This window comes from Phycisphaerae bacterium (genome assembly GCA_012729815.1).
Taxonomy (GTDB): domain Bacteria; phylum Planctomycetota; class Phycisphaerae; order JAAYCJ01; family JAAYCJ01; genus JAAYCJ01.
Window position 1 is genome coordinate 1 of sequence record JAAYCJ010000053.1, and the last position, 24,089, is coordinate 24,089.

The 24,089-nt window shown below is 64.6% G+C and carries 16 protein-coding genes; 12 read left to right on the plus strand and 4 right to left on the minus strand.

Annotation, left to right across the window (positions count from 1 at the left end; all coding sequences use genetic code 11):
• Positions 1–22: 22 nt before the first annotated feature.
• Positions 23–1,651 carry a hypothetical protein gene (locus GXY33_04090; GenBank protein ID NLX04309.1) on the minus strand — a complete coding sequence of 543 codons (1,629 nt, stop codon included), beginning with the start codon at positions 1,649–1,651 and terminating at the stop codon, positions 23–25.
• 580 nt (positions 1,652–2,231) lie between these two features.
• On the opposite strand from GXY33_04090, the gene GXY33_04095 reads away from it, so the two are divergent.
• The 4 genes from GXY33_04095 to GXY33_04110 all read left to right on the plus strand — a co-directional run bounded on the left by GXY33_04095 (position 2,232) and on the right by GXY33_04110 (position 9,219).
• Positions 2,232–3,803, plus strand: coding sequence for a hypothetical protein (locus GXY33_04095; protein ID NLX04310.1), 1,572 nt, complete (start codon positions 2,232–2,234; stop codon positions 3,801–3,803).
• Between the two features lie 104 nt (positions 3,804–3,907).
• Positions 3,908–5,758 (plus strand): hypothetical protein, encoded by a 1,851-nt coding sequence (locus tag GXY33_04100; GenBank protein ID NLX04311.1) that lies wholly within the window; start codon positions 3,908–3,910, stop codon positions 5,756–5,758.
• 19 nt (positions 5,759–5,777) lie between these two features.
• Positions 5,778–7,028, plus strand: a complete 1,251-nt coding sequence (locus GXY33_04105; protein ID NLX04312.1) for a hypothetical protein — start codon at positions 5,778–5,780, stop codon at positions 7,026–7,028.
• A gap of 49 nt (positions 7,029–7,077) precedes the next feature.
• The gene (locus tag GXY33_04110) at positions 7,078–9,219 is read left to right on the plus strand and encodes a hypothetical protein (GenBank protein ID NLX04313.1); all 2,142 of its coding nucleotides are present in this window, start codon (positions 7,078–7,080) and stop codon (positions 9,217–9,219) included.
• Between the two features lie 19 nt (positions 9,220–9,238).
• On the opposite strand, the gene GXY33_04115 is transcribed toward GXY33_04110, so the two are convergent.
• A complete protein-coding gene (locus GXY33_04115) occupies positions 9,239–9,703 on the minus strand; it encodes a hypothetical protein (protein ID NLX04314.1) in 465 nt (154 codons plus the stop codon).
• 252 nt (positions 9,704–9,955) lie between these two features.
• Here GXY33_04115 and GXY33_04120 point away from each other — a divergent pair, with 252 nt between their 5' ends.
• The 3 genes from GXY33_04120 (at position 9,956) to GXY33_04130 (ending at position 14,878) form a co-directional block, all read left to right on the plus strand.
• On the plus strand, positions 9,956–10,966 hold the full coding sequence (locus GXY33_04120; protein ID NLX04315.1) for an aldo/keto reductase: 1,011 nt from the start codon (positions 9,956–9,958) through the stop codon (positions 10,964–10,966).
• Positions 10,967–10,977: 11 nt separating this feature from the next.
• Positions 10,978–13,074 carry a glycogen debranching protein GlgX gene (gene glgX / locus GXY33_04125; protein ID NLX04316.1) on the plus strand — a complete coding sequence of 699 codons (2,097 nt, stop codon included), beginning with the start codon at positions 10,978–10,980 and terminating at the stop codon, positions 13,072–13,074.
• A 67-nt stretch (positions 13,075–13,141) separates the two neighbouring features.
• Positions 13,142–14,878 (plus strand): hypothetical protein, encoded by a 1,737-nt coding sequence (locus tag GXY33_04130; protein NLX04317.1) that lies wholly within the window; start codon positions 13,142–13,144, stop codon positions 14,876–14,878.
• 38 nt (positions 14,879–14,916) lie between these two features.
• Here GXY33_04130 and GXY33_04135 read toward each other — a convergent pair whose 3' ends face one another.
• Together GXY33_04135 and GXY33_04140 are read right to left on the minus strand one after the other, a co-directional pair.
• The gene (locus tag GXY33_04135) at positions 14,917–16,242 is read right to left on the minus strand and encodes a hypothetical protein (GenBank protein NLX04318.1); all 1,326 of its coding nucleotides are present in this window, start codon (positions 16,240–16,242) and stop codon (positions 14,917–14,919) included.
• A 143-nt stretch (positions 16,243–16,385) separates the two neighbouring features.
• Complete coding sequence (locus GXY33_04140; GenBank protein ID NLX04319.1) at positions 16,386–17,483, minus strand: Gfo/Idh/MocA family oxidoreductase; 1,098 nt, start codon at positions 17,481–17,483, stop codon at positions 16,386–16,388.
• 122 nt (positions 17,484–17,605) lie between these two features.
• Between GXY33_04140 and GXY33_04145 the strand changes: the two genes are divergently transcribed.
• The 5 genes from GXY33_04145 to GXY33_04165 form a co-directional block, all read left to right on the plus strand.
• Complete coding sequence (locus GXY33_04145; protein ID NLX04320.1) at positions 17,606–18,547, plus strand: AraC family transcriptional regulator; 942 nt, start codon at positions 17,606–17,608, stop codon at positions 18,545–18,547.
• Positions 18,548–18,759: 212 nt separating this feature from the next.
• On the plus strand, positions 18,760–19,836 hold the full coding sequence (locus GXY33_04150; protein ID NLX04321.1) for a LacI family transcriptional regulator: 1,077 nt from the start codon (positions 18,760–18,762) through the stop codon (positions 19,834–19,836).
• A 39-nt stretch (positions 19,837–19,875) separates the two neighbouring features.
• Positions 19,876–20,568 (plus strand): prepilin-type N-terminal cleavage/methylation domain-containing protein, encoded by a 693-nt coding sequence (locus GXY33_04155; GenBank protein NLX04322.1) that lies wholly within the window; start codon positions 19,876–19,878, stop codon positions 20,566–20,568.
• A 19-nt stretch (positions 20,569–20,587) separates the two neighbouring features.
• On the plus strand, positions 20,588–22,663 hold the full coding sequence (locus GXY33_04160; protein ID NLX04323.1) for a hypothetical protein: 2,076 nt from the start codon (positions 20,588–20,590) through the stop codon (positions 22,661–22,663).
• A gap of 38 nt (positions 22,664–22,701) precedes the next feature.
• A partial coding sequence (locus tag GXY33_04165; protein ID NLX04324.1) for a hypothetical protein occupies positions 22,702–24,089 on the plus strand: 1,388 nt, incomplete at its 3' end.

The following is a 24,089-nucleotide window of genomic DNA, read 5'->3' on the forward strand; positions in this document are numbered from 1 at the left end:
GGCCTGCATGGTTCGTTCGTTTCTACGGTGATGGATAGTATGGGAAGAGATCGGTATTGGGGGTGGCGGCGATGATCTGGTCCGCGCGCCAGGAATAGACGAAGTCGTGGCCCATGGTGGTTTCGCAGGTTTGGCGCGTGGGCAAGGCATAGGTCAGGGCGATCGGGCTGGGTTTCGGTCCGGCGGGCACGAAGGCGTATCGGCCCAGCATGATCGGGCGTACCGGCGAACCGTCGGCTGAGAGGCGCACCGAATCCGCGGGCGTCCACGCGGGGATGCGAACCAGGACATTGCGGTTCGTCTTTGGTGTGATGACCACGGTGGCTGCTTTTGCCCGCTGCGAGGAGATTTTCACGCGATCGTCCTCGTAGTCGAAGTGCAGGTGTACAGCCAGGCCGGCTCGGGTGTCTTGGACCACATTGGCGTACACCTCGGTCAGCCCATGCAGCACGGAGGCGGTGACATCGGTATAGACGTAGCTCGCGCTATTGGGATATTCGATGCCGCATCCGTATCCGCCGATCATGCGTTCGCGCAGATTCCGGTAGTCCTCCCGTCCAAGGGCGGTGGAGTTGGCTTTGACCTGGACGGTCTGGTCGCCGTTATCGGCCTTCGCGAATTCCTCGATGGGAGTCAGTTCGGGTGTCTCTGTTATCTGCGACGGCAGGATTCGGCTGCGCAGCCATCGTTCGGTGTCGTCGAAGTATTCCGGGTAGCCGTTCAAGGCCAGGTGCATCGCGATTTCGGCGGCGTCCATCGTCGAGGCGACCTCGCTCAGGCAGTCCTGGAGGAAATCATGAGACGCAAAGCCGGACTCCTTGACGACGCGGGTGCGGATGGAGACACGGTACGTGGCCTCGATCGCGTCCACAAAGCGTCGCTGGCCCGTCATCAGGCCGAACAACAGGAGGCCTTTGATCGTGTTGAGGTACGAGTGGGTGTGCGTCGGGTGGATCTCGAAATTGATCGTCCCGTCGGCGCGGGTCGAATGGGCAAGATGGAACTCGGCGAGGAGATTCAGAAGCTCCATCGCCTCCGCCTGGCCCGTCTGGCGGTAGTAATGCACCAGGCCCTCAATCATCCGGCCGTCGCAGCCGACGTTCGGGTCGAATTCGCTGAAGATACGACCGCGATAGGGGAGGCGCTCGAGCGTCTCGCGGCCGTTCATTTCCGCCAGTTTCTCGTGGTAGTCGATCTTGCGGAAGTCCCATGCGCCGGTCGGCTGACGGATCGCCAGGAGTTTTTGGAGCATCCGTCGTCCGGTATCGGCGGCCCAGTCGCCGTTGCGGTACTGGACCATGGCCCCCAAGGCGAGCATGTTTTCGCGGAAGGAGTGCGGATAGAACGTGGGCGCGACGCCCTCCAGATCCATCGGCACCAGGCACAGGCCGTCGGAGTTGTCGAAGAATCGCCTGAAGTTCGCCAGCATGCGCGATTCGACGTCTTTGGCGACGGCAAAGCCCGTGGCGGCTTGGAGGCGGAGCATGGCGTCCCACCAGCGGTTCAGGTTGTGGCACGGGACGTGGAAGGTGATCCTGACGCGATGGTCGTTTCCGGCAATCACCTGGAACGTCGGCAGATGGTGCTTGGTGGGGAGCGTGCAGTTCAGCAGGTTTTGGCCGGCCAGCTCGAGGGAGCGTCTGAGGTTCACGAGTATTTCCTTTGTATCAGAAGCTCTTGAGTTGAATGTGATTTACGAAACGGTCTTTGCGTTGCAGGGCTGATGATCCTGCAGTTCGAGGAGCATTCTGGTTTGATGTTCCTTATTCGTCAAGGGGTCGGCGTACTGCCGTATGGGATTATCGTTCACCTCGGGTGAAAGGGGCCGTGCCCTTGCGGGGCGACAGTCTTTCCGCCGCCCCTTCGGGACCAGGGGCTTTCGCCCCTGGCTACGTGCCTGCCGCCCCTTCGGGGCTGATGGGCGGGGGGCGTTTGATACCCAGGGGCAGGCACAAGGCCTGCCCGTACGAAAAATCGGTTGTGGGTTGAAGAAGGCTGGAGAGATGCTATAATCTCGGGAGTGGCGACGGATTGTTAACAGTTAACAATTTGATCGGAAGCGTGTAATTCGGCGAGATTTCTCGAACCCGAACAGGCAGGTTCCCATCATGACCCCATCCCCCCTCTCTATTTCGCGGCCGGTGTTGTCTTCATCTGCGTTGGCGTATCGGATCGGGTTGGCGCGTCAGCGTACGGCTCTGCATCCGATGGACCGGCTGGATTTCATTTTGATGGATCTGGAGCGGCCGGACCTATCGAGTCGGCACGCGCACTGGTGCACGGGGGATTTGTCGGGTCGGACGCTGGAGTTTCTGTCGGCGGCTGAGGGGATGGACGGTCGGCGGGACGAGCGGCTGGTGGAGCTTTTCGAGCGGATATTGCGTCAGCGTCGGCCGTCGGGTCTGATCGGTCGGTACGCGGCGCACTGGGAGGCGAAGACGACGGCGCCGGAGGAGCATCTGTGGAGCGCCAGCCATCGGCTGTTTCCGGGCTTGATCCGCTATTTCGATCTGACGAACGATTGGCGGGCGTTGGAGGCGGCGGCGGGTCTGGGCGACTGGCTGTTGAGCCGCAAGGACGAGTGGGTCAAGGCGCACGGGGATTTTGAGGGGTGTCTAATCATTTTCTGGGTGACCGAGCCGCTGGCGGGCTTGTATCGGCTGACGGGGCGGAGGGAGTATCTGGATTTTGCCGCGATGATCGGTTCGGGGATCAAGACGCTGGAGAATCAGCATTCGCATGGGTTCATGTGCACGATGCGCGGCTTGCAGCTTGCGGCGTTGTACACGGGCGACATGTCGTGGAACGAAAAGCCGGAGTACTTCCGGCGGATGATTATTGACGAGCAGATTCAGAAGGCCGACGGCTGCGTGAGCGAGTGTTTTCCGCGGAGTTTTCGGAATGAGGGGTGTTCGATCGCGGATTGGGTGATGATGAACCTGTACGCCGGGCTGCTGAACGGGGAGGACGAGCCGTACGCGGTGGCCCAGAACAGCTTGTGGAATGCGCTGTTCCTGAATCAGTTCGCCACGGGCGGGTTCGGGCATCGGGACCTTTCGCCGGTGGGGTATTTGATGGGTCCGATGAATGAGTGCTGGTGGTGCTGCACGGAGCACGGCGGGTTGGCGATGACGGAGTACGGTCGGCACGCGGTGACGCGGCGGGGCGAGACGGTGTGGGTGAATTTGCTGACGCCGGGGCGTTTTGCACTGCCGGGCGATGACGGGCGGGAGATTGTCGTGACGGTGAGCACGTCGTTCCCCGCCGGCGGCGAGGCGACGATCACAGCCAGCGGGCTGGCGGAGGGGATGGCGCTAAAGGTTCGCGTGCCGGAGACGATCTGGGATGCGCGGGTGGAGGAGCAGCGGTCGGCGGGCGAGTTGACGGTGCGGATCGCCGGGCGAGTGGGCCACTGGCTGCAGGAGTACCAGGACAAGGTGGTGCTGCGGTACGGTCCGGTGGTGCTGGCCCCGATGACGTACTATTGGAACGTGGAGGGCAAGACGCTGGAGGAGGGGAGTACGGTGCCGGCGGAGTACGTACCGGCGTCGCTGCCGAAGGGTTTGCCGCGGTTGGAGGTTGAGGCGGATGCGGCGGGACGGGTGGCGGTTTCGGGCGATCCGGTTCCGGACTGGTCGTTCTGGGAGTTGGGACCGACGGCGCCGCTGAGCGTGGAAGGGGCGTCGGCGAACGTGCCGGTGGAGTTTCCGGACGGGACGAAGCAGACGTTGTGGTTTTCGCCGCTGTGTCACGCGACGTCGTCGATCAGCTACGCGGACGTGCCGATTCTTTTCCGGAAGTGAGGGTGCGATGGGCCGGGTGGAGGCGGAGAGTTTCGGAGCTATCTGAGATTTGACGAGTTGAAGGTCGTGGTGCGTTCAGCGAACGCCCTTAAAGGAGCAATGCGATGGCGAAGCCGTTCGAGCAGAAAGACAATTTGTTCATGACGTGCGCGATTCACCTGATTCCGATGCCGAAGTGGACGATGTGGCGCGATCCGCCGTGCTGCCACGGACTGGCGGAGGCGGTGGAGAAGATGGACCGGTTCTGCCATCGGATCTACAAGGTTCCGGTCACGTGGATGTGTTCGTACGCGGGTCTGCAGCAGCACGCTGAGCAGCTCAAGCGTTTTGTCCACGAGTACGGCGACGAGGTGACGATCATGGAGGGCGGGATTGCGTCCCGCGCGGTGCTGGACAACCAGCCGGAGGTGTACCAGGGCTGGGTGGAGGATTGCGGGCTCAAGCGTCCGGGCGAGGATTTTCAGTCGAAGGAGGCGGAGGCGGTGGGAGCCCGGGCGTTCCACGACATGGACTACGATGAGCAGAAGGTCTGCCTTTCGTATCTGAAGGACTACTTCGACCGAACGATCGGAGTTCCCACGCGGACGCTTTCGACGCCGTGCACGAACGCCGACACGATCCGGATCATGATGGAACTGGGGATGGACGTGTCGTGGGGGTATTGCTGGAACTACTTCTGCGAGGGGATGAACCACAAGGGTTCGGTGCCGTACCCGTTCTACATCAGTCCGAAGAACCACTCGGTGCCGGACCCGGCGCCGGGGCAGAAGCGGGTGCTGGGGCTGCACTGGGGGATGTCGTCGGCTGCGATCTACAACCGGGCGGAGGTGCACTCGAAGCACGGCGGTCCGGGGTTCTGCAGCAATCCGCTGGAGCTGGCGAATCGCAGCGAAGGATTGGAGAAGTACGACCTGCACCGCAAGCTCATTCGCGAGGCGGTGTCGTGGGCGCAGTGGAACCCGTACGGCCATCTGCCGCTGCAGCTTGAGGCGATCTGGCTGTCGGAGGACGAGATTTCGCCGGAGCTGCACGACATGTATCCGACGTTCAACTCGGCGAACACCGAGGTGCTGTATACGCAGATCGAGGAGTGTTTGCGTTGCGGGGCCAAGCCGGTGACGTTCGCGGGCTTCGCGGACTGGCATCGGGCGCATGTGGGCGATACGGCGGAGATGGTTCAGCACCACGAGGATCCGCTGCCGGAGGTCCGCAACCGGGGCAAGGACGCCCACGTGCCACCGCTGGTGCTCTACGGGTCGTCGAAGCGGCAGTTCTGGTTCGACCGCGGGCGCGGGTTCAACTACGTGCGGCGGTATTCGTACACGCCGGTGGTGCCGGAGGAGCAGATCGTCAATGAGTATCCGTTCGACTCCGAGCCGCGGGTGTATTTGCGGATCAAGCATTCGGCCAACGTTCGGACGGGCCTGGTGATCCGGCCGGAGGGCGTGCACTACGAGCTGTCGCAGTTCGACCTGACCGCCTACGACGGCGATCCGGACTACGCAGCCATCCTGTGGCACGCGAACATTCCGTCGTACGTGAAGGACGAGGATATCACGATCGGCGGCGCGTTGAAGGGGTTCAAGACGATTCGGCCGAAGAACCTGGCGATCTTGTTCGCGGAGCTGGCCAAGGGCGAGAATTCGATCGTGTTCCGGTCGGACCTGCCGGGCAAGCACGTGCGGATCGTCTCGGCTGAGACGGTGGGCAAGCGGTTTGAGGTGTGGATCGAGAACGACGCGGATGAGGCGTACCTCAACAGCATCGAGTTTGCCATGCCGACGGGGCTTCGGATCGGCGGGTTCTGGTGGGACGGGCACTACAGCCGGACGATTTTCCGGTACGGCTGGGGCCACTACTCGCGCGAGGACGGCAAGTTCTGGCTGGCTTCGTACTATCCGGTGCAACTGAAGATCAATCGCGGGTTGACGCGGATGAGCGTGGAGTTGCTGTAGCGCACGTTGGAGCATGACCATGATGACGGGCGAAAGCGGGTTCGTGGACGTGTGTGCGCACGGCGCGGGCCGCGGCGGGCTGGACACGCGGGCGGTCCAGTCGGCGATCGACGCGTGCGCGGGTCGCGGCGGCGGGACGGTGTACGTTCCGCCGGGCCGGTACGTGTGCGGAACGATCCGGCTGGCCAGTTTCGTGACGCTGCACCTGGAGGCCGGCGCGGTGCTCGAGGGCAGCACCTCGCCGGGCGATTACGAGGGCGGCGAAGGCGGATATCTGATCTACGGCGAGGATCTTGACGGTGCGGCGCTGACCGGTCGCGGGACGATCGACGGGCGGGGTCCGTCGTGGTGGACGTCGGAGATGATCAACGCGACGGCGCTGCGGCCGAAGGCGGCGCGGCCGCGGGCGCTGGTGTACCTGGTCAACTGCCGCAACACGGTGGTGCGGGACGTGAGTCTGGTCGATTCGCCGTTCTTTACGCTGTGGATGCTGGGCGGCGAGGGCGCGGCGATCGACGGGGTGCGGATCGCCAACCCGCGCAACGGCCCGAACACGGACGGCATCGACGTGGACTGCTGCCGCGACGTGACGATTTCCAACTGCCGGATCGACGCGGGCGACGACTGCATCGCGCTCAAGAGCAACGCGAAGTGGCTGGGACGGCGGCAGGCGTGCGAGAACGTGGTGGTCAGCAACTGTGTGCTCTCGTCGAGCACGTGTGCGGTGCGGGTGGGTTACGAGGGCGACGCGCCGATCCGGAACTGCGCGTTTTCGAACCTGGCGATCACGGACACGCACATCGGGATCGATCTGGTTTCGATCCTGCCCGCCGATGAGCAGGCGGCGCGGTACATCCAGGAGGGCGTGGAGATCGAGAATGTCGCGTTTTCCAACGTCGTGATGGACCGGGCGCAGCGGCCGATCTTCGCGTGGGTGGGCAACGAGACGGGCGGGCCGATGCGTGGCCTGATCGCCGACGTGGCGATCCGCGGCCTGACCGCGCGGGCGGCCGGCAGCAGTTACATCGGCGGGTTGGCCGGCAATCCGATCCGCGGCTTTCGGCTTAGCGACGTGAGGATTGAGGTGCACGGGACGATCGAGTCGGCGGATGTCGCGGTTCCGGATGTCTGGGGTTCCCAGCCGGTTCCGTTTGGGCTATACTGCCGACACGTCGAAGGGCTGACCCTCGGCGAGGTGAAGGTTGACATGGCCTCGGCCCGCGGGCCGTGGCGGGGCGATGTCCACTGTGAACATGTGAATACCGAGTAGCGTGGGCGATGCCCGCCGCCAACGCGGGTCGTACACAAGGATTATTTTCATGAACGTGTCATCTGGGAATACGACGGGATCGAAGGTGGATTTTGCTTATTCGTTCGGGACGCCGCACCGGCTGACGGTGTGCCGGCCGGATGGTCCGGACAAGACGCTGTTGGACGCCAAGGCGGGCGAGCTGCGGATGGCGTGGAGCTACCACCGGATGGCGGATTACGAGGCGGCGACGTTCGTGGCTCCGCCGACGACGTGGGAGTTGTGGATCAAGACGGAGATCGACGGGCAGGCGGTTCCGAGCAGCACGTGGCGGCGGCTTGAGGGCGATCTGCCGGTGCTGGAGAATTGTTACGGCGATTCTCGCGGGCGGATTCGGCTGACGGTCGCGGGCGGCGAGACGGCGGCGGTGACTCGGATCGAGGTCACGAACACCGGCGATCGGCTGCACCGGTTCGTGGTCAACTGCGATTCGAGCTACACGTGGGCCAACGGGGTGAACCTGGCCTGGCTGGGCGAGATGGAGTTCGTGGATTCGATCATCTCCGGCTGGAAGGACCGGTCGGATCGGGTGCTGGTGGTGGGATTGGGCGCGCAGGAGTACGTGGCGCACAAGGCGGGGATCGGGATGGTCTGGACGCTGGCGGCCGGGCAGAGCGCGGTGGGCTGGCTGGTGCGGCCGTACAAGGCGTACAAAGCCGATCTGCCGGCGCTGCGGCAGGGCGACTGGGCGGGCCAGCTCGAGGCGGCGATCCGCGAGTGGCGCGAGCGGCTGGATCGGGCGGTTCCGATGCACATTCCCGATCCGCGGGTGGGCGAGGCGGTGCGGGCGAGCCTGGCGGACCTGTTCGTGATGCGCGAGCCGACGCTCACCGGACAGATCGCGGGCATGGCGGGCACGGAGGTGTACCGGGCGGCCAACAACGCGGAGCCGGCGGTGATGGCGATCTGTCTGGATCAGTTCGGCTATCCGGGCGAAGCGGAGGACGGCTACGAGTTCTGTCTGGAGCAGCAGGGCGCCAACGGCGACTGGGCCGATCCGGAAGGGTGGAGTGCCTACTGGTGGTCGAGCTCGGGATTCAAGTCGTGGGCGGTGATCGAGCACTACAAGCTGACGGGCGATCGGGCATACCTGGAGCGGCAGTATCCGCGGCTGCTGGCGTCGAGCCGGTTTCTGCACGCCCAGCGTCAGCGGACGCGGAAGCTGGCGGATGGCCGGCGTCCGCTGACCTACGGTTTGATGCCGAAGGGCGCGGGCGATTGCGGGCTGTTCGACGATGACGATTTCTATGGCGTGTTCTATCCGCACAATTTCTGGGCGACCTATGCCGACCAGGTGGCGGCGGAGGTGGCAGCCATTCTCGATAGGCCGGAGCGGAAGGAACTGGAAAGCAACTATCAGCAGGCGCTGGACGATCTGCTGATGTCGCTGGCGGACGGGGCGATCGAGGAGGACGGCTACCGGTGGATTCCCGCGGCGCCGGGCAAGACGTCGGGCAGCCGGTGGGGGGCGCTGAACGCGCTGTTTCCATGCCGGCTGCTGCCGGCGGATCACGAATTGATCACCGGGACGATCCGCAAGATCGAGTCGCGGATGAGCCCGGGCGGGATTCCGATGCACACCGGATGGCTCGAGGACGGAATGTGGGTGGCGATCACGCTGGACAATCTGGGCCAGGCCCAGCTCGTGCGCGGCGAAGGCGACAAGGTGGCCGAGTACTTCTACGCGGTGCTGAACCACGGCACGCCGCTGTACACCTGGTGCGAGGAGCGCGGTCCGGCGCCGGGCACGGAGACGTGCACGGGCGATCGTCAGCATCTGTTTACGCCGGTGGCGGTGTTGCGGGCGGTGCGGGACATGATGGTGATGGAGGAGGATCAGGGCCTGCACGTGGGCCGCGGCGTACCGCGGAGCTGGCTGGCGTCGGGTCGGGAGGTCGGCGTGGAGCGCGCGCCGACGCACTTTGGTCCGGTCTCCTGGACGATGCGGTTCGACGCGGCGGCAAGCGTGGTGAAGGTGAGCCTGGACGTGCGGCCGGGCAGCGGATCGGCGTGGATTCGGGTTCACGTGCGTCTGCCGGGCGGCCGGCGGGTGGCGCCGTCGGGCAAAGGGACGGTGGCCCAGGACGGTCAGAGCGTACTGATCAAGTCGCCGGCGGGCCGGATGGAGTTCGAGCTGGCGGTCGGCGAATAGGACGTATCGGCGCAGGCGGCTACGGGAGGCGTTGCGGTTCGACGAAGAGCGGGGCGTCGGCCGGTTCGGCGTCGAGGTGTTCGTAGAACCGGCGGCACTCGCGGAGTCGTCCGCGCACGGTCCGTCGGCCGGCCAGGTAGCCCCGCTGCGGGGTGACCACGGTGTACTGGTGCTGGCGGCTGTCCTTTTCGGCGTAGATGACGACCCAGTCGGTGATGCGGTCGAGCAGCTTGAGGCGGCCGGTGTCGATGTATTCGAGGATGGAGGCGGCGATGCTGCCGCCGATGCCGGGGATCCGGCGGAGGTTCTCTTCGCCGTCGGTCTCAGCCAGGTCGAGGACCGGGCGGTGCCATGTGCGAACGTTATGGGCGGCTGTGCGATACGCTTCGATGCGGTACTGATTCTCCTCGCGTCCTGCGAGCAGGTCGCCCACCCGGTCGAGCACGTCGGCGATCTCGGCGTTGGTGATCCTTCTGTGGGCCATCGGGTTTTCCTTCATCGCGGGAAAAGCGTGTTGCCCTGACGTTGGTTGCCTACAGAAAGTCTATTCTTCTTTTGTCGGGTTGTCGAATCGCGAGAATGGGTGAAGGCTTGACATGCCGGTCGGATAGGTTTATACTGCCATCCTGGGCTTCGGGGGAATGGCGAGTGCTGACCAGGGGGAACCTGTCTTCCACGTGGCCGCAACGGTCGTGCGGCGCGCCGGGCGGGAGGGATCCCCAAGGAGATGAGAGCCATGGAGTACCGACGATTGGGGAACACGGATATCGAGGTCTCGTGCGTGTGCATGGGCACGTGGGCGACGGTCTCGGGCGGCAGCGACTATTGGGGATCGCAGTCGCACCAGGATTCGCTGACCGCCATCCGCACGAGTCTGGATAGGGGAATCAACTTCTTCGATACGGCGGAGGACTACGGCGAGGGATCGTCGGAGCAGCTTCTGGGCGAGGGGCTGGGCGACCGTCGCCGGGACGCGGTGGTGGCCACGAAGGTCGGGCCCCGGCATTCGCGGCCGGAGCAGATCAAGCGGGCGTGCGAGGAGAGTCTCCAGCGGCTGGGAACCGACTACATCGACCTCTACCAGATTCACTGGCCCAGTCCGGAGGTGGCGGTCGAGGACCAGATCGCCGCGCTGATGGCGCTGCGCGACGAGGGCAAGATTCGGACGCTGGGCGTTTCGAACTTCGGGACCTCGTACCTGCACGACCTGCAGTCCGGGCCGGTGCAGACCAACCAGCTTCCGTACAGCCTGCTGTGGCGGGCGATCGAATTCGAGATCCTGCCGGCTTCGCGCGAGAAGGGCTTGGGGATTCTCGCCTACAGCCCGCTGGCCCAGGGGATTCTGACGGGCAAGTACGAGTCAATGGAGGACGTGCCGGACGGGCGCAAGCAGACGCGGTTTTTCTCCAGCCGGTGGCCCGAGGCGGCCCATGGCGAATCGGGTCAAGAGGAACTGCTGTTCGAGACGGTCGGCCGGGTCCGCGAGTTGTGCCGGTCGGTCGGCGAGCCGATGGACCGGGTCGCCGTCGCGTGGGTGCTGGCCCACGAGGAGGTCGCCGCGGTGATCGTTGGAGCCAGGAACCGTGAGCAGGCCGCCGACAACGCGGAGGCGGCCGGCGTGGATCTGTCGGCGGACTTCCTGCAGCAGCTCGATTCGGCCACGGAGCAACTCAAGGAGTCGCTCGGCCGCAACGGGGACATGTGGCAGCACGAGTCGCGGATGGAGCGGCATCCGGTCCGTGCCTGAGGAGGTGTGGTATGCGCGTCTGGCCGGGAAAACCGTATCCCCTCGGGGCCACCTATGACGGGCGAGGGACCAACTTTTCGCTGTTCACCGAGTCCGCCCAGGCGGTCAAGCTCTGCCTTTTCGACAACGGCGGTCAGGAGACGCAGATCGAGTTGCCGGAAAGCACGGAGCACTGCCGGCACGGCTATCTTCCGGACGTGGCGCCCGGTCAGCGGTACGGCTACCGCGTGCACGGGCCGTACGATCCGGCGTCCGGCCAGCGGGCCAACCCGGCCAAGCTGCTGCTCGATCCGTACGCCAAGGCGATCGAGGGGCAGGTGCAGTGGAACCCCGCGGTCTACGGCCACAACCAGAGCGATCCCGACGGCCCGCCCAATCTGGCCGACAGCGCCCCGTTCATGCCCCGCTGCATCGTGATCAATCCGTATTTCGACTGGCGTCACGACGCGCCTCCCGACGCCACGCTGCACGAAAGCGTCATCTATGAGCTTCACGTCAAGGGTTTCACCATGCGCCACCCGGACGTGCCGCCGGAGCTGCGCGGGACGTACGCCGGGCTGGCCCATCCGGCCGTCATCGACTATCTGACCGATCTGGGCGTGACCGCAGTCGAACTGATGCCCGTCCACGAGTTCATCCACGCCCAGCGCCTGCTGGAGAAGGGCTTGCGCAACTACTGGGGGTACGACACGATCAACTTCTTTGCCCCGCACCACGAGTACGCCTCGCCCGGCCCGCCCGGCCGGCAGGTCCAGCAGTTCAAGCAGATGGTCCTGGCGCTGCACCAGGCGCGGATCGAGGTGATCCTCGACGTGGTCTACACCCACACGCCGGAGGGCAACCACCTGGGTCCGACGCTGGCCTACAAGGGCATCGACAACGTGTCCTACTACCGGCTGGTGACCGACCACCGCGGGCGGTACTACGACACCACGGGCACCGGCAACTCGTTCAACATGAATCACCCGAACGTGCTGCGGATGATCATGGATTCGCTGCGCTACTGGATCACGGAGATGCACGTGGATGGTTTCCGGTTCGATCTGGCGCCGACTTTGGCCCGCGAGCTGCACGAGGTCGACCGGCTTTCGGCCTTCTTCGACATCATCCACCAGGATCCGGTGATCTCGCAGGCCAAGCTGATCGCCGAGCCGTGGGACGTCGGGGACGGCGGCCATCAGGTGGGCAAGTTTCCCGTCCAATGGTGCGAGTGGAACGCGCTGTACCGCGACGACGTGCGGAAGTTCTGGCGCGGCGATCCGGGCACCCGGAGCGAATTCGCCCGGCGTTTTACCGGCAGCGCGGAACTGTACGAAAAGGGCGGCCGGCCGCCGTACGCCAGCGTCAATTTCGTCACCTGCCACGACGGGTACACCCTGCGCGACCTGGTCTCGTACAGCCACGGCCACAACGAGGCCAATCAGGAAGACGATCGGGGGCGCGAGGAGTACAACATTTCCTTCAACTGCGGGCACGAAGGGCACACCGACGACCCCGAGGTGAATATGCGGCGGTCTCGTTATCAGCGGGATTTCCTGGCCACCCTGCTGCTCTCGCAGGGCATGCCGCACATCCTTCACGGCGACGAGATCGGGCGGACCCAGCACGGCAACAACAACGCCTACAGCCAGGACAACGATACGTCGTACGTCGATTGGGAGCATCGCGACTGCGATCTGCACGAGTTCGCGCAGCGGCTGATCGCCCTGCGCCGCGATCATCCCATCTTCCGGCGGTGGCGGTGGATCCGCGGTTCGGGTACGGGTCAGCCCGCGGAGGTCGCCTGGTATCAGCCGAACGGTCAGCCCATGACCGATGAACAGTGGGACCGTCCCGACGACCACGCCCTTCAGATCATGCTGGACGGCAATCACATTCGCGGATTGGACCTGCAGGGCCAGCCGATCTCCGACGACAGCTTCCTCGTCCTGGTCAACGCCCACCATGAGCCGCTGGCGTTTCGAATCATCCCCGGGCCGACCGGCGGGGCGTGGTTCCTCGTGCTCGATACCTCGGATTGGCAACAGGACGACCGCCGAAGCGTCCAGGCCGGCGAGGAGATCACCATGCCCGCCTCGAGCCTCCTGCTCTTTACCGACGGCCAGTAACAGCCCATTGTCTTGTATCGTCGCGGCGGTATACTAGGCCCTTTCTTTGGCAGGAGACTTCAGAACGATGAAAACGCAGACCACCGTCAATTTTGAAGAACCGATGCGTCTGTTCGCCTCGCACGCCGAGGCGCTGGTCGACGAGCGAGGCCGGACATACTTCAACGTGTTCCGCACCGAGCCGGCTGAGGCGGTCTTCGACTGGCCGGATTACGTCGATCTGCCCGCGCGGTACCTGGAGGCGGCGGCCATGATCGAGCCGGTGGTGGGCGGGTTGGTCGAGACGGTCCCGGCGCTGCGGAAGTGGCTCTACGGGTTCGTCGAGGCGGACGGGCTGGCGTACCGGCCCAACGACATGATCGCCAACCACGAAGCCGAACTGTTCGACCAGGCGCGGTACATCCACATGCTGGCCACGTGGGCGATGTACGATCCGGAGGACCGCGAGGTGCGGGAACGCCTGGCCAACGCCTGCCGCGGCTTGATGGGGCGGGCGACCTTTGAGGGCGACTACGCGTATATCAATCGCATTGAGGTGTATTTCGGCGGCACGCTGATCCGGCCGATGATGCAGGCGGCGCTGGTGATGAACCGGCCCGACTGGATCGACTTCGCCGGCAAGCTGACCAAGGGCATTCTCCACCATTCCGAACACTTCGCCGCCGACGGCAGCTTCAAGGGTCATCATCACGGGCATCTGGGCTGCCAGGCGGGCATGCTGGCGTGGGCTCTGGTGACCGGCGATGACCGCGTGCGCGACCGCGTCCGGCAGATCTTCGACTGGTCACGGTCGATCAGCACGTCGTTCGGTTTCGTGCCCGAGGTGGCCCAGCGGCCGGACGACCTGGTGGCCTGCGAGACATGCACGTTGATGGATTACCTGGATGCGGTGCTGCTGCTGGCCCGCCACGTGGACCCGGGATACTGGGATGTGGCGGAAAAGGCGGCCAGGAACCACCTAATGGAGGTCCAGGTTCGCGACGCCTCGTGGCTGGCCCAGACGCCGGAGAAGCCGGACGAGGAGGACATCATCCGCAGCCGCATTCGTCAGCGGGTTTTGGGGTCTTTTGCCGGCTGGAGCGCGCCGCACGCCATGCTGGCCTGCGCCGAGGAACAGCAGCGGTTCACGTGGGTCAAGTCCCAGGAGCTTCAGCCGCGATACTGGGGCAAAGTCCGGGCGATCCAGAACTGCTGCGCGGGGGCGGGCGTCCGCGGGCTGCACCAGGTCTGGAGCAACATCGCCACCTTCGCCGACGGACAACTCAGCGTCAACATGCTGATGGGCAAGCGGGTGCCTGAGGCGCGGATCACCGGCTTTGCCCCCTTCGAGGGACGGGCGACGATCCAGATGCTGCAAGACTGCCGCCTGCGGTTCCGGCCGTCATCCGATCTGCGGCCCGAGCAGGTCAACGTCCGGCTCAACGGCCGGAACGTCCAGACAAAATGGAACGGTCCGTTCGTGGAGATGGGGGCGGTGCGCCGGGGCGACCAGATCGAGGTGGCCTATCCGCTGCCTCAACGGCGGGAGGCGGTTACGATCGGCAACCCCGGATTCCAGAGCTACCGCTTCCAGGCCGACTGGAAGGGCGATACGGTGATCGCCGTCGAGCCCGACCCGAACAACGCGACCACCGGCCATTCGCACGTGATGAACCAGCGGATCCCGGTCTACTACGGCCCCGACGCCCCCGGCCGGCTCTACCAGCGCGACGCCTGGCGAAAGGACCGGACGGATGTGGCCCTCTCCCAGCCGGCGCCGGATGACCGGCGGATCGACTGGTTCAGCCTGAGGTCCAAGCAGTAATCACCGTGCGCCGCAGCGGAGAAGGCTGGACGCGATCATCAGTTGGTATTGCGCAGCACCTCGATCAGCGCTGTCGCCTGAGCGCGGGAGAAGTCCTCCAGCCGTTGGATGTCCGCATCCAGCGGATTACCGGCTTCGATGCTGTCCCTCACGTCGTTCGCCAGGTCGGTCCTTTCCCGGTGCATGGCGGCTTCCAATGCGGCCCAGCGGGTTCTCTGCTGCTTCCATCCCTCCTGCCTGTAGTCAGCGGTGCGCTTGCCCAGGGCATAGGCCGCGCCGTCGACGAGAGGTTTGGGCGTGCGTCGCTGACCCATGAACAGCGGGAACGCCGCCACCCGCGCCGGTAACGACACCCACGCCACCGTCAGAGTTTCCGGGTGGTCCGGGTCGATCTCGACGGTCATTCCCGAAATGGATTGTCCGGTCAGAATGGGCCGTTCCCGCTGGACGTTCTGGAACATCGCGAAATCGACCTGGTCGGCCGCCCGAAGGCTCAGGACGGGCTTTTCCTTGTTGAACCGGCTGAAGTAGGCTTCCTTATCGTGGACCTTCGAGACGACGTGCTGCGCGTTGTTGCAGGCTTCGATGATCACGCCGTCTTTGTCCACGAACAGGAGGTGCTGCCCGTTCACGTCGCCGCCGGCGTAGTAGCCTTTCCTGACGAAATCCTCGAGAATGGCAAGGGCCTCTTTCGAGGACGCGGCCTTCTCAGCCATGTAGCGCAGAATGTCCCCGCCCATCAAGCCGCGGTATTTCGGAGGCGCGTCCGGAAGGACCAGCGTGGAGGAATCCTTCTTCTTCGCGGCGGGGTAGTCGCCCGCGATGGCCAGGCCTTTGTCGTTCACGACCATGGACAGCCCTCTGAGCGAGCCGATATCGGTTACGGCGATGAACTTGTTGACGCCCGGGGTGGCGTTTTCCACAATGACCGCCACCTGGGGACGATCGACGTTGTCGCGGGTCTTGTGGAAGAGAATCGCGCCATCCTTGGCCCGGCTGCGCGGCACGGCGTAGGAGGTGCATTCGATGATGTCGCCGTCGGTCACCGGCGGCGAGAGCTTGTCTTCGGATTCGCTCGCTTTCAGGAACCGCTTTCGCGACACGCTCCCGCAGAAGGCGAGATAGAGGTCCTCATCCAGCCCGACTTCCCTGGCGATGGCGCGGTTCTCCTGGAGCCGATGGGGCGCGATGGTCTCGGTGATGCGATTGTAGACCGCCGCCCGCTCGATGAGCGTTTCCCGGCTGAGGCCCGCTTCCTCCGCCGGGTCGAGGTAGGTGGTCTTCATATCCTGAATGATCGCCTCCTTGTTCATTTTCCCCCAGGTCCGTCCAATGCTCTCCGGATCGCCGGCCAACAAAATCATGTCCGTTTCCTCCGCCAATACCGGCGACGCCGGCAAGATAAAGAACACTATTGTCGCGATAGCGACCCATTTCGAACCGTCGATTCCCGACTTCATACCTGTCCTTTCGTTTGCCTACTCCGTATCCACGCGAACAGCAGTTTTTACCAGGAAAACATCGGCACGTCCAGCCACTGGCCGCCCTGCATGGCGGACTCGTGGGCGACGATTCCCGGGAGGGTGAAATCGCAGGAGCGGATCACGTCGATCTGTGGGTTCCGGTCCTCTTTGATGGCGTTGATGAATTCCCGAATGAGGTGGTATTCCGACGTGCCGTGGCCGCCTTTCTGGGCTTCGGGCGGCGCGGTCTTGTCGTTCACGTAGAAGATGGGCTCGTCTCCCTTCGCTATCGTGTGCGTCTGTGGATCATCGATGAACAACGAATGCCCCGGCCCCTCCTTCTCCTTCGGGATGCGGCTGTTCTCCAGGTGGCCGTGGGTGCCGTAGAGGCAATACCAGACCATGTGCCGGCGGGCGGCGACCTGGCTGCGGAGAATCTTGACGATGGCGCCCTTCTGCGTCTTGAACAGGCCGATCTCGATGTCCAGAAAACCCGGATGGTCGGCGTAATCCGGACACTTGTTAAATCCGGTGGTCAGGCCGCACGCCGCGACGACGCGGTCGTCCATGAGGGTCAGCAGCGGACCGAGGGTGTGGGCGCAGTACCAGATCGGAGGCCGTTCGTGCCGCCAACGGTATTGCCCGGTGTCAGGGTCTCTCAGGAGCTGGATGATCTCGTGGATGTACTCCCCTTCGGCATAGTAGATTTTGCCGAGCTTGCCTTCGTCGATCATCCGCTTCCACTGGATGACGTAGTCGAAGTAGGTGTAGTTTTCGGCCATCATGTACTTCATGCCGGACTTCTTCACCGCGTCGACGACCTCGCGGCATTCCTCGACGGTGTAGGCCATCGTCTGCTCGCACAGGACGTGGCGGCCGCTCTGAAGGGCCTTGACGGTGTGTTCGGTGTGCATCGGGATGGGCGTGGCGATCATGACGGCGTCCATCCCGGCATCGAGAAAACCGTCGTAATCGGTGAAGCACTGCCGCTCGTTGATGGCGAATCCGTCGGCCACCGCGTCGATTCGCGATTCGTCGACGTCGCAGAGGGCGGAGACTTCCACGTCCGGATGGGCGGCAAATACGTTCAGAAAGCCCTTGCCGCGGGACAGGCCAACCAGTCCGATCTTGAGTTTCTTCATATCCACCTCACCAGGGAAATGAACCTTGCTCAACGGCTATTTCCATTCTAGCTTGTAACGAAACGCCCGGAAGAGTAGACTTCTGCTAAGGGCTGCATTGTTTTGCTTGTGGCTTGCGAGCTATGACGAAGAAGGAAACGCATTCGCGGCAGGAGCAGGCGATCCTCGTCGCGCGGGCGATGGCGTCGCCTCCGACGATCGATCGGTTGGACGTCCTGATGCATTCCGACTTCAACGGCAATCGGCTGCATTTCTCCGGCACCGATGAGTTGATCCACATTCAGCAGGGGCAGGCCCAGATCGTCGTCGGCCGAAAGCGATTTCTGCTGGGGCCTCGCGACACGATCGTTCTGCCGCATCGGACCCGGCATCGGGACCTGAGGTACGGGAATCAGCCCTGCCGGTTCCAGTACATCTTCTTTCACTGGCCGGCCGGGCGAGGGCTCCTGGAGTCGATGTCGGCGGAGACGCTGCTGAAGCTGCCGTCGGGGGAGAAGCATCACGTCCACCTTCTGATTTCCGAGTTCGAGCGTGAGTATGTTTCGACCTCGCCGGCTGCCGAGTACAGGATGCAGATGCTTCTGATGGAATCGCTGCTGGCGATCCTGCGGTTTTCGACGCCGATATCGGATGCGTCCGACGCGAACGCCGGGGCGGCGGTGGCGGAAGTCCGGCGCAAGCGGCTCGCGGAGAAGGTGCGGGCGCATCTGCTGGAGAACTACTGCGAGACGGTCAGTCTGGTGGACCTCGCCAAGCGGCACGAGACGAGCACGTTTCATCTGTCGCGGACGTTTTCGCAGGAGTACGGCGTTTCGATCACCGACATGCTGGCGACGATTCGAATGGAACGCGCCAAGGAAATGCTGCGTGAAAACAGGCTCAGCGTCAAGGAAATCGCCGCCAGGACGGGATACAGCGCCTCGAATTACTTCTCTCGCTGCTTCAAGCGGCTCTGTGGGATGAGCCCGAGTGAATATCAGTTGATGGTGTGCAGGTCCAGACCCGCCAAAGGCGGGAACGACCCAGGAACCGGTCGCGGACATCGGCGGGGACCCACACGATAGGACGTCCGATGGGGGATGTTTTCACCGCCGTTGGAGGCCGTCGGCTGGGACGTTCTCGAGGATGCGGCGGGTCGTGCCCCAGAGGGCCGAATACGGGAACCAGAATTACGCGAAAACAAGCCTATTGACTCCGAATATTGCGCGTGCTATACTGGCGTCTAGTCGCTATTGCGCGTGCAATAGGCGCATTGAACGCAAGGTGAGAACCGGCCATGGAGCAGACCAGGGTATCCAAGAAGCCGACCGTGGTGGAGGTGGCCCGCCGGGCAAGGGTCTCGAGGGCGGCGGTGTACGCCGTCCTGAACGCGGACCGGCCGACCAACATCGGGATCAGCGACGAGAAGCGCCGGCGGGTCCTGGAGGCGGCGCGGGAACTGGGCTACGTGCGAAACGAGCTGGCCCGGTCGTTGGTAACGGGCCGGACGCACACCATCGGGGTGCTGGTGCACACGCTCAAGACCCACTTCTACACCGATTTCTTCACGTACATGGACGATGCCTGTCACGCCGACGGCTATTCGGTGTTCGTCAGTTCCAGCGAGTTCGATGGCGCCCGCGAGCGGCGGAACCTCGAGGCATATCTGGCCAAGCGGGTGGACGCGGTGGCGATCGCCCGCGGTCAGCCCGGCAACAACGACGACGTGTTACAACGGCTGATCTCGCAAGGGGTTGTGGTGGTGATCCTGGGCGAGGTGGACGTGCCGGACCTGCCGTATCCGGTGGTCGGGTTTGATGAGGGCCGGGTCGGCGACCTGACGGCTGAGCACCTGCGGTCTTTGGGGCATCGGCGGGTCCTGTACCTCAGCGCTGGCCGGACGCGGGACAACAGCCTGCGGATTCACAGCATCCGGGCCGAGCGGTTCGCCCAGGCGTGGCGGCAGGTGGGCGGCGAGGGGCTCGAGCGGTTCGATACAGCCGATCCGGTTCACGGCGGGATGGAGTTGGCTGAGGCGCTGGCGAAGATGCCCGAGGGCCGACGGCCGACGGCGGTGGCGTGCAGCACGGACCGGCTGGCGATCAGCCTGGTTTCGTCGCTACGGATGCATCGGCTGCGTGTGCCGCGGGACATTTCGGTGATCGGCTGTGATGACATCGACGCGGCGGCTGAGTGCACGGTGCCTCTGACCACAGTTCGCCTGCCGACGGACCGGATGGCTGAAGGTGCGTGGCGGCTGATCAAGGGCAAGCTCGGTTCGGAACCGGCCGATTCCGAAAGCGGTTCCGAACGGCTGATCATCCAGCCGGAGCTGGTGATCCGGGAGTCGACAGAGAAGGCGAGGAATTGCTGATTTCCGATTGTTGATGGCTGATTTGAGGAAGGCATGAACATGAACGGGTTGGCGGCTCCTTCACATTCGAAATCGTTTACGCTGATTGAGCTGTTGGTGGTCGTGGCGATCATCGCGGTGCTGGTGGCGATCCTGCTGCCGGCGCTGAGCGCGGCGCGGGAAAGCGCCCAGCGGGTGCGGTGCCTGGCGAATCTGCGGCAGCTCGGCGTGGGTGCGGTGATGTGGGCGGGCGAGACGAACGGGGACATCGGCGGACTGCCCGGGCGGGTGCACATTCCGCCGCGATGGGACGAAATCTACCTCGCCACGATCTTCGGCCGGCCGGCGGCGGTCGATCAGCTTCGCGACTGCGCGGCGATCCTGCGGTGCCCGAGCGATCCATACCCGCGGCCGGCCGGCGAGGTGGCCCGGTCGTTCGCGACCAGCCCGTACGTGATCAACTACAACGGCGAGTATCCGTGCCCGCAGCCGGCCTACACGAGCATCAAGGTGGACCAGGTTCCCCAGCCGTCGGAAACCACGCTGCTCTCGGAATTCTGGAAGGACAACATCTTCGGCGGCGGCGTGTGGTTCACCGCGCATTACTTTCCTCTGCCCGGATCGCTCTACGGCCACAGCGGGCCGTACCACGCGACGGGCGGCAACCTGCTGATGATCGACGGCCACTCGGAGTGGTTCGACGCGATGACGGACATCGCACGCTATTACCGGATGTACGAAATCACCAAGTAGGTCTCGTTGGAGAGCTTGAATGGTGCGTTTATTCTCAGCGGTTCTGGGTGTTGCGGTGCTCCTGGCGGCAGGCGCCGATGCCGCGACGGTGGAGCTCAAGCCGGTCGGCGCGGCTGGGCTGTTGCCTAACGACTACGTGCAGGCGGACAACCCGATCGGCGGGTACGTGCCGGACCAGGGCGAGTGGCGGATGGTGGTGGAGTTCGATCTCGGCGCGGTCAAGGATATCGCGGTCGATAAGGCGGTGCTGCTGTTCGACTCTCAGCCGCTGTTTACGCCCGCGGCGACGCTTGATGCGGCGGTGATTCCCGGCAGTGGCGACGTTGAAGGGGTTGACTACGATTCAGCGGCGAAGCAGCCGCTGGGCCGGGTGGCCGGTCCGAGTCAAGGGTCCGAGTCGCTTGCCTGCCGGGTGGACCTGACCGAGGCGGTGCGAAAGACGCTGGGCGGCGGCGGTCAATATCTGGCCATACGGTTCTACCGCGCGGATGTCGATCCGCGGAATCCGGCGGCGGGGGCGCGAAGCGTGCACAATCCGCGGCTGGTGATCAATCCGCCGCAGCCGACGGGAGGGAGTCTGCTGGTGCGGACGGATGCCGCGATCGCCGATCACGCCGACGCGAACGTCGAGGGAAGCCTGGCTTGGGCGGTCGGGCAGTTGGCCGACGCGGCGGGCACGGTCGAACTGCCGGGCAGCATGACATATGCGATCGGCGGCGACTTGACCGTCCCGTCGAACGTGTGTTTGCGGTTCGGCTGCGGCGCGGTGCTGGCGGTGGCCGAGGGCAAGACGCTGACGATCGACGGCTGCGTCGAGGCTGGGCTGTGGACGATCTTTGCCGGCAAGGGCAAAATTGCGGGCGAGCCGAAGGTCGAGGCGATCCGGCCGCAGTGGTTCGGGGCCAAAGGCGACGGCCAAGCCGACGATATCGAGCCGCTGCAGAAGGCGGTGGACTACGCCTGCACAAGCCGCGTGTTGGCGGTCGATCTGGGGCGCGGCCGGTACCGGATCACGCGGACCCTCAACGGCACGAACACCCGCGAGGCGGGCACGATCCACCGCGACGGGCTGCGGATTTTCGGCGCCTCGCTGATCGGCACGCAGATCATCGGCGATACCGGCGATCACCACGCGATCGTCGAGACCAGCGGCGCGCAGTGGCTGGAGATGGAGCGGGTCCACCTGGTCGCCGGCGGCGGGAATCCCAGTTCGATAGGCATCTTCACCGGCTGTCCGAAGGCGTGCCCGCAGTCGCAGAACCAGATCTACCACGTGGTGATCTCGCTGGGCGACGCGATGCAGCAAAACGGCGGGCTCGGCTCGATCGGCATCTGGAATTACGCCGCCGAGGAGCACACCTACCGCAGCCTTTACATTCACGCCAACCGGCCGGTGGTGCTCTGGGCGTTCAACGGCGAGAAACCGGACGCCCCGGACCACAAGGGCATGTTCAATTACACGAACTCATACGTCGAGTTGCTGAATGCGCCGCACTCGCTGGGCGTGGTGACCTTCAGCGGCGAGTCGTTTCTGCAGGCGGTGGGCAAACACGCACCGGTTGTCACGAGCCATTGCGCCAATTCGCTGACCATGCAGGGCGTGTACCTCGGCTCGGTCGGGTCGGGCGCCAACACGTGCGCGTTCGACGTCTACGGCTCGCTGACGAACCTGACGTATTCGGGCACGATCGAGGGGCCGGCGACGTTCGCACGGGTCAACGGGGTGCTGATCGGCAGCCGGGCCAGCGCGACGTACGGGCTGGTGGGCGAGGCGCAGCGGACCGGGCTGCTCTACGGCGATCAGACCGGCGCGATGGACGGCACCGCGCCGCTGCTGGAGCTCGGCCCGGCCGGGCGGATCGAGAATTGCGACCTGACGTTCACGCTGGAGGCCCAGCGCGAGCGTCCGCTGATCGGATTTGGCAAACCCAAGGACGGCGGCGCCCCGGCCGCGCGGATGGCCAATACGACGGTTCGGACGAATCAGCCGACCGCCTGCCTGGCCACCCCGGACGCACTGACCGCCACGTGGGCCAACGTGGTGCTGTCCAACGGCGAGACGAAACGCGTAATCAACGAGAGGACCGCCAAGTGAAGGACCTGGACCATAAGAGCCGCGATACGGAGACATGCATGCGATTGTACTGCCAGATATTGCCCATGATCGCCTTGATCGCCCTGGCCGCGACGCCGGCCGACCTGACGGACCTGGCGGCTCCGGCGATCGCGCCGCCCGAACAACCGGCGCATGATGTATGGATCGAAGGCGAGACCGGCGAGACGGCGGCGGGTTGGTTCGCACGCGACGATGCGGCCTGTTACGGCGGCAAGGAACTGGTGGTGTACCAATCCGCAGCCGGCGACTACCAAACGGCCTATGCGTTCAACGTTGAGACGGGCGGAAAGTTCCTGCTGATGGTGGCGGGCCAGCCGACCGGAACGCCCTGGACTTCGCCGATCCGGTATCGGATCGATGAGGGCGAATGGCGCGACGTGACGCGGGCGGTTCGGGCCCCGATCGGCTGGGGCGCCTTGTCGGCTGTCACCTGGACGCTGATCGACCTGGTCGAGCTTTCAGCGGGCGGGCATCGGCTGAGCCTGGCGGTCAATCAGCCGCGGCAGGACGGGCTTTATGTCCAGATGATCGACGCGATCGCGTTGGTCCGCGACCCGTATTCGCGGCTCGAGGTGCGGCCGCGGCTGGCGGCCGATCGACCGGGCAACGTGTTTGTCCGCGGCGAGCCGGTTCGATTCGGCTTCCGGCGGGACTACGGCAAGCACCAGTGGCAGTGGCGGGTGACGGACTGGCTTGGCAGCCAGGTCGCCGAGGGACAGTGGGAGGGCTGTGGGCGGCTGGAGGTTGGCGAACTGGCGTTGGGTTACTATCGACTCCATCTGAAGTCCGCCGATCAGTCGTCGTGGCTGCCGCCGACGCCGCTGGCGGTGGTGGTCGATCCTTCATCGCGGACGCCGAACCGCGACAGTGCGTATGCGATGGACAGTGCGCAGAGCTGGGCCAGCGAGTGGGATAACGTATTCGAGCCGCACAACGTCTCCGAGGTGATGGCGGACCTTCAGCGGCTTGCGGGACTGACCATGGTCCGCGACCGGATGTCGTGGGCCTGCTGCAATCCGGCGCCGGACGTGTTTGACTTCGGGCACTTCGCCAGGAACGCGGCGCTGCTGGCCGAACGGGGCATCGGGGTCTGTCAGGTGTTTCACGACATGCCGGCCTGGACGCTGGAAGGCCTGCCGGATCGTCACGCTCCCAGCGGATTGCCGCACGATCTGTTCGCGGTCTACCGGTTCTGCCGCGAGGCGGCCGCCGCGATGGCGGACAACGTGACGGCATGGGAGTTCTGGAACGAACCGAACGGTTCTTCTCACTGCTGGCCGACCGATTTCGCAACGGCGATGAAGGCGGCCTATCTGGGATACAAAGCGGGCAATCCCGACGCCGACGTGCTGGTCGGGTCGGACTGCATTCCCAACGTCTCGCCGTTTGTGGTCTTGTTGATGGA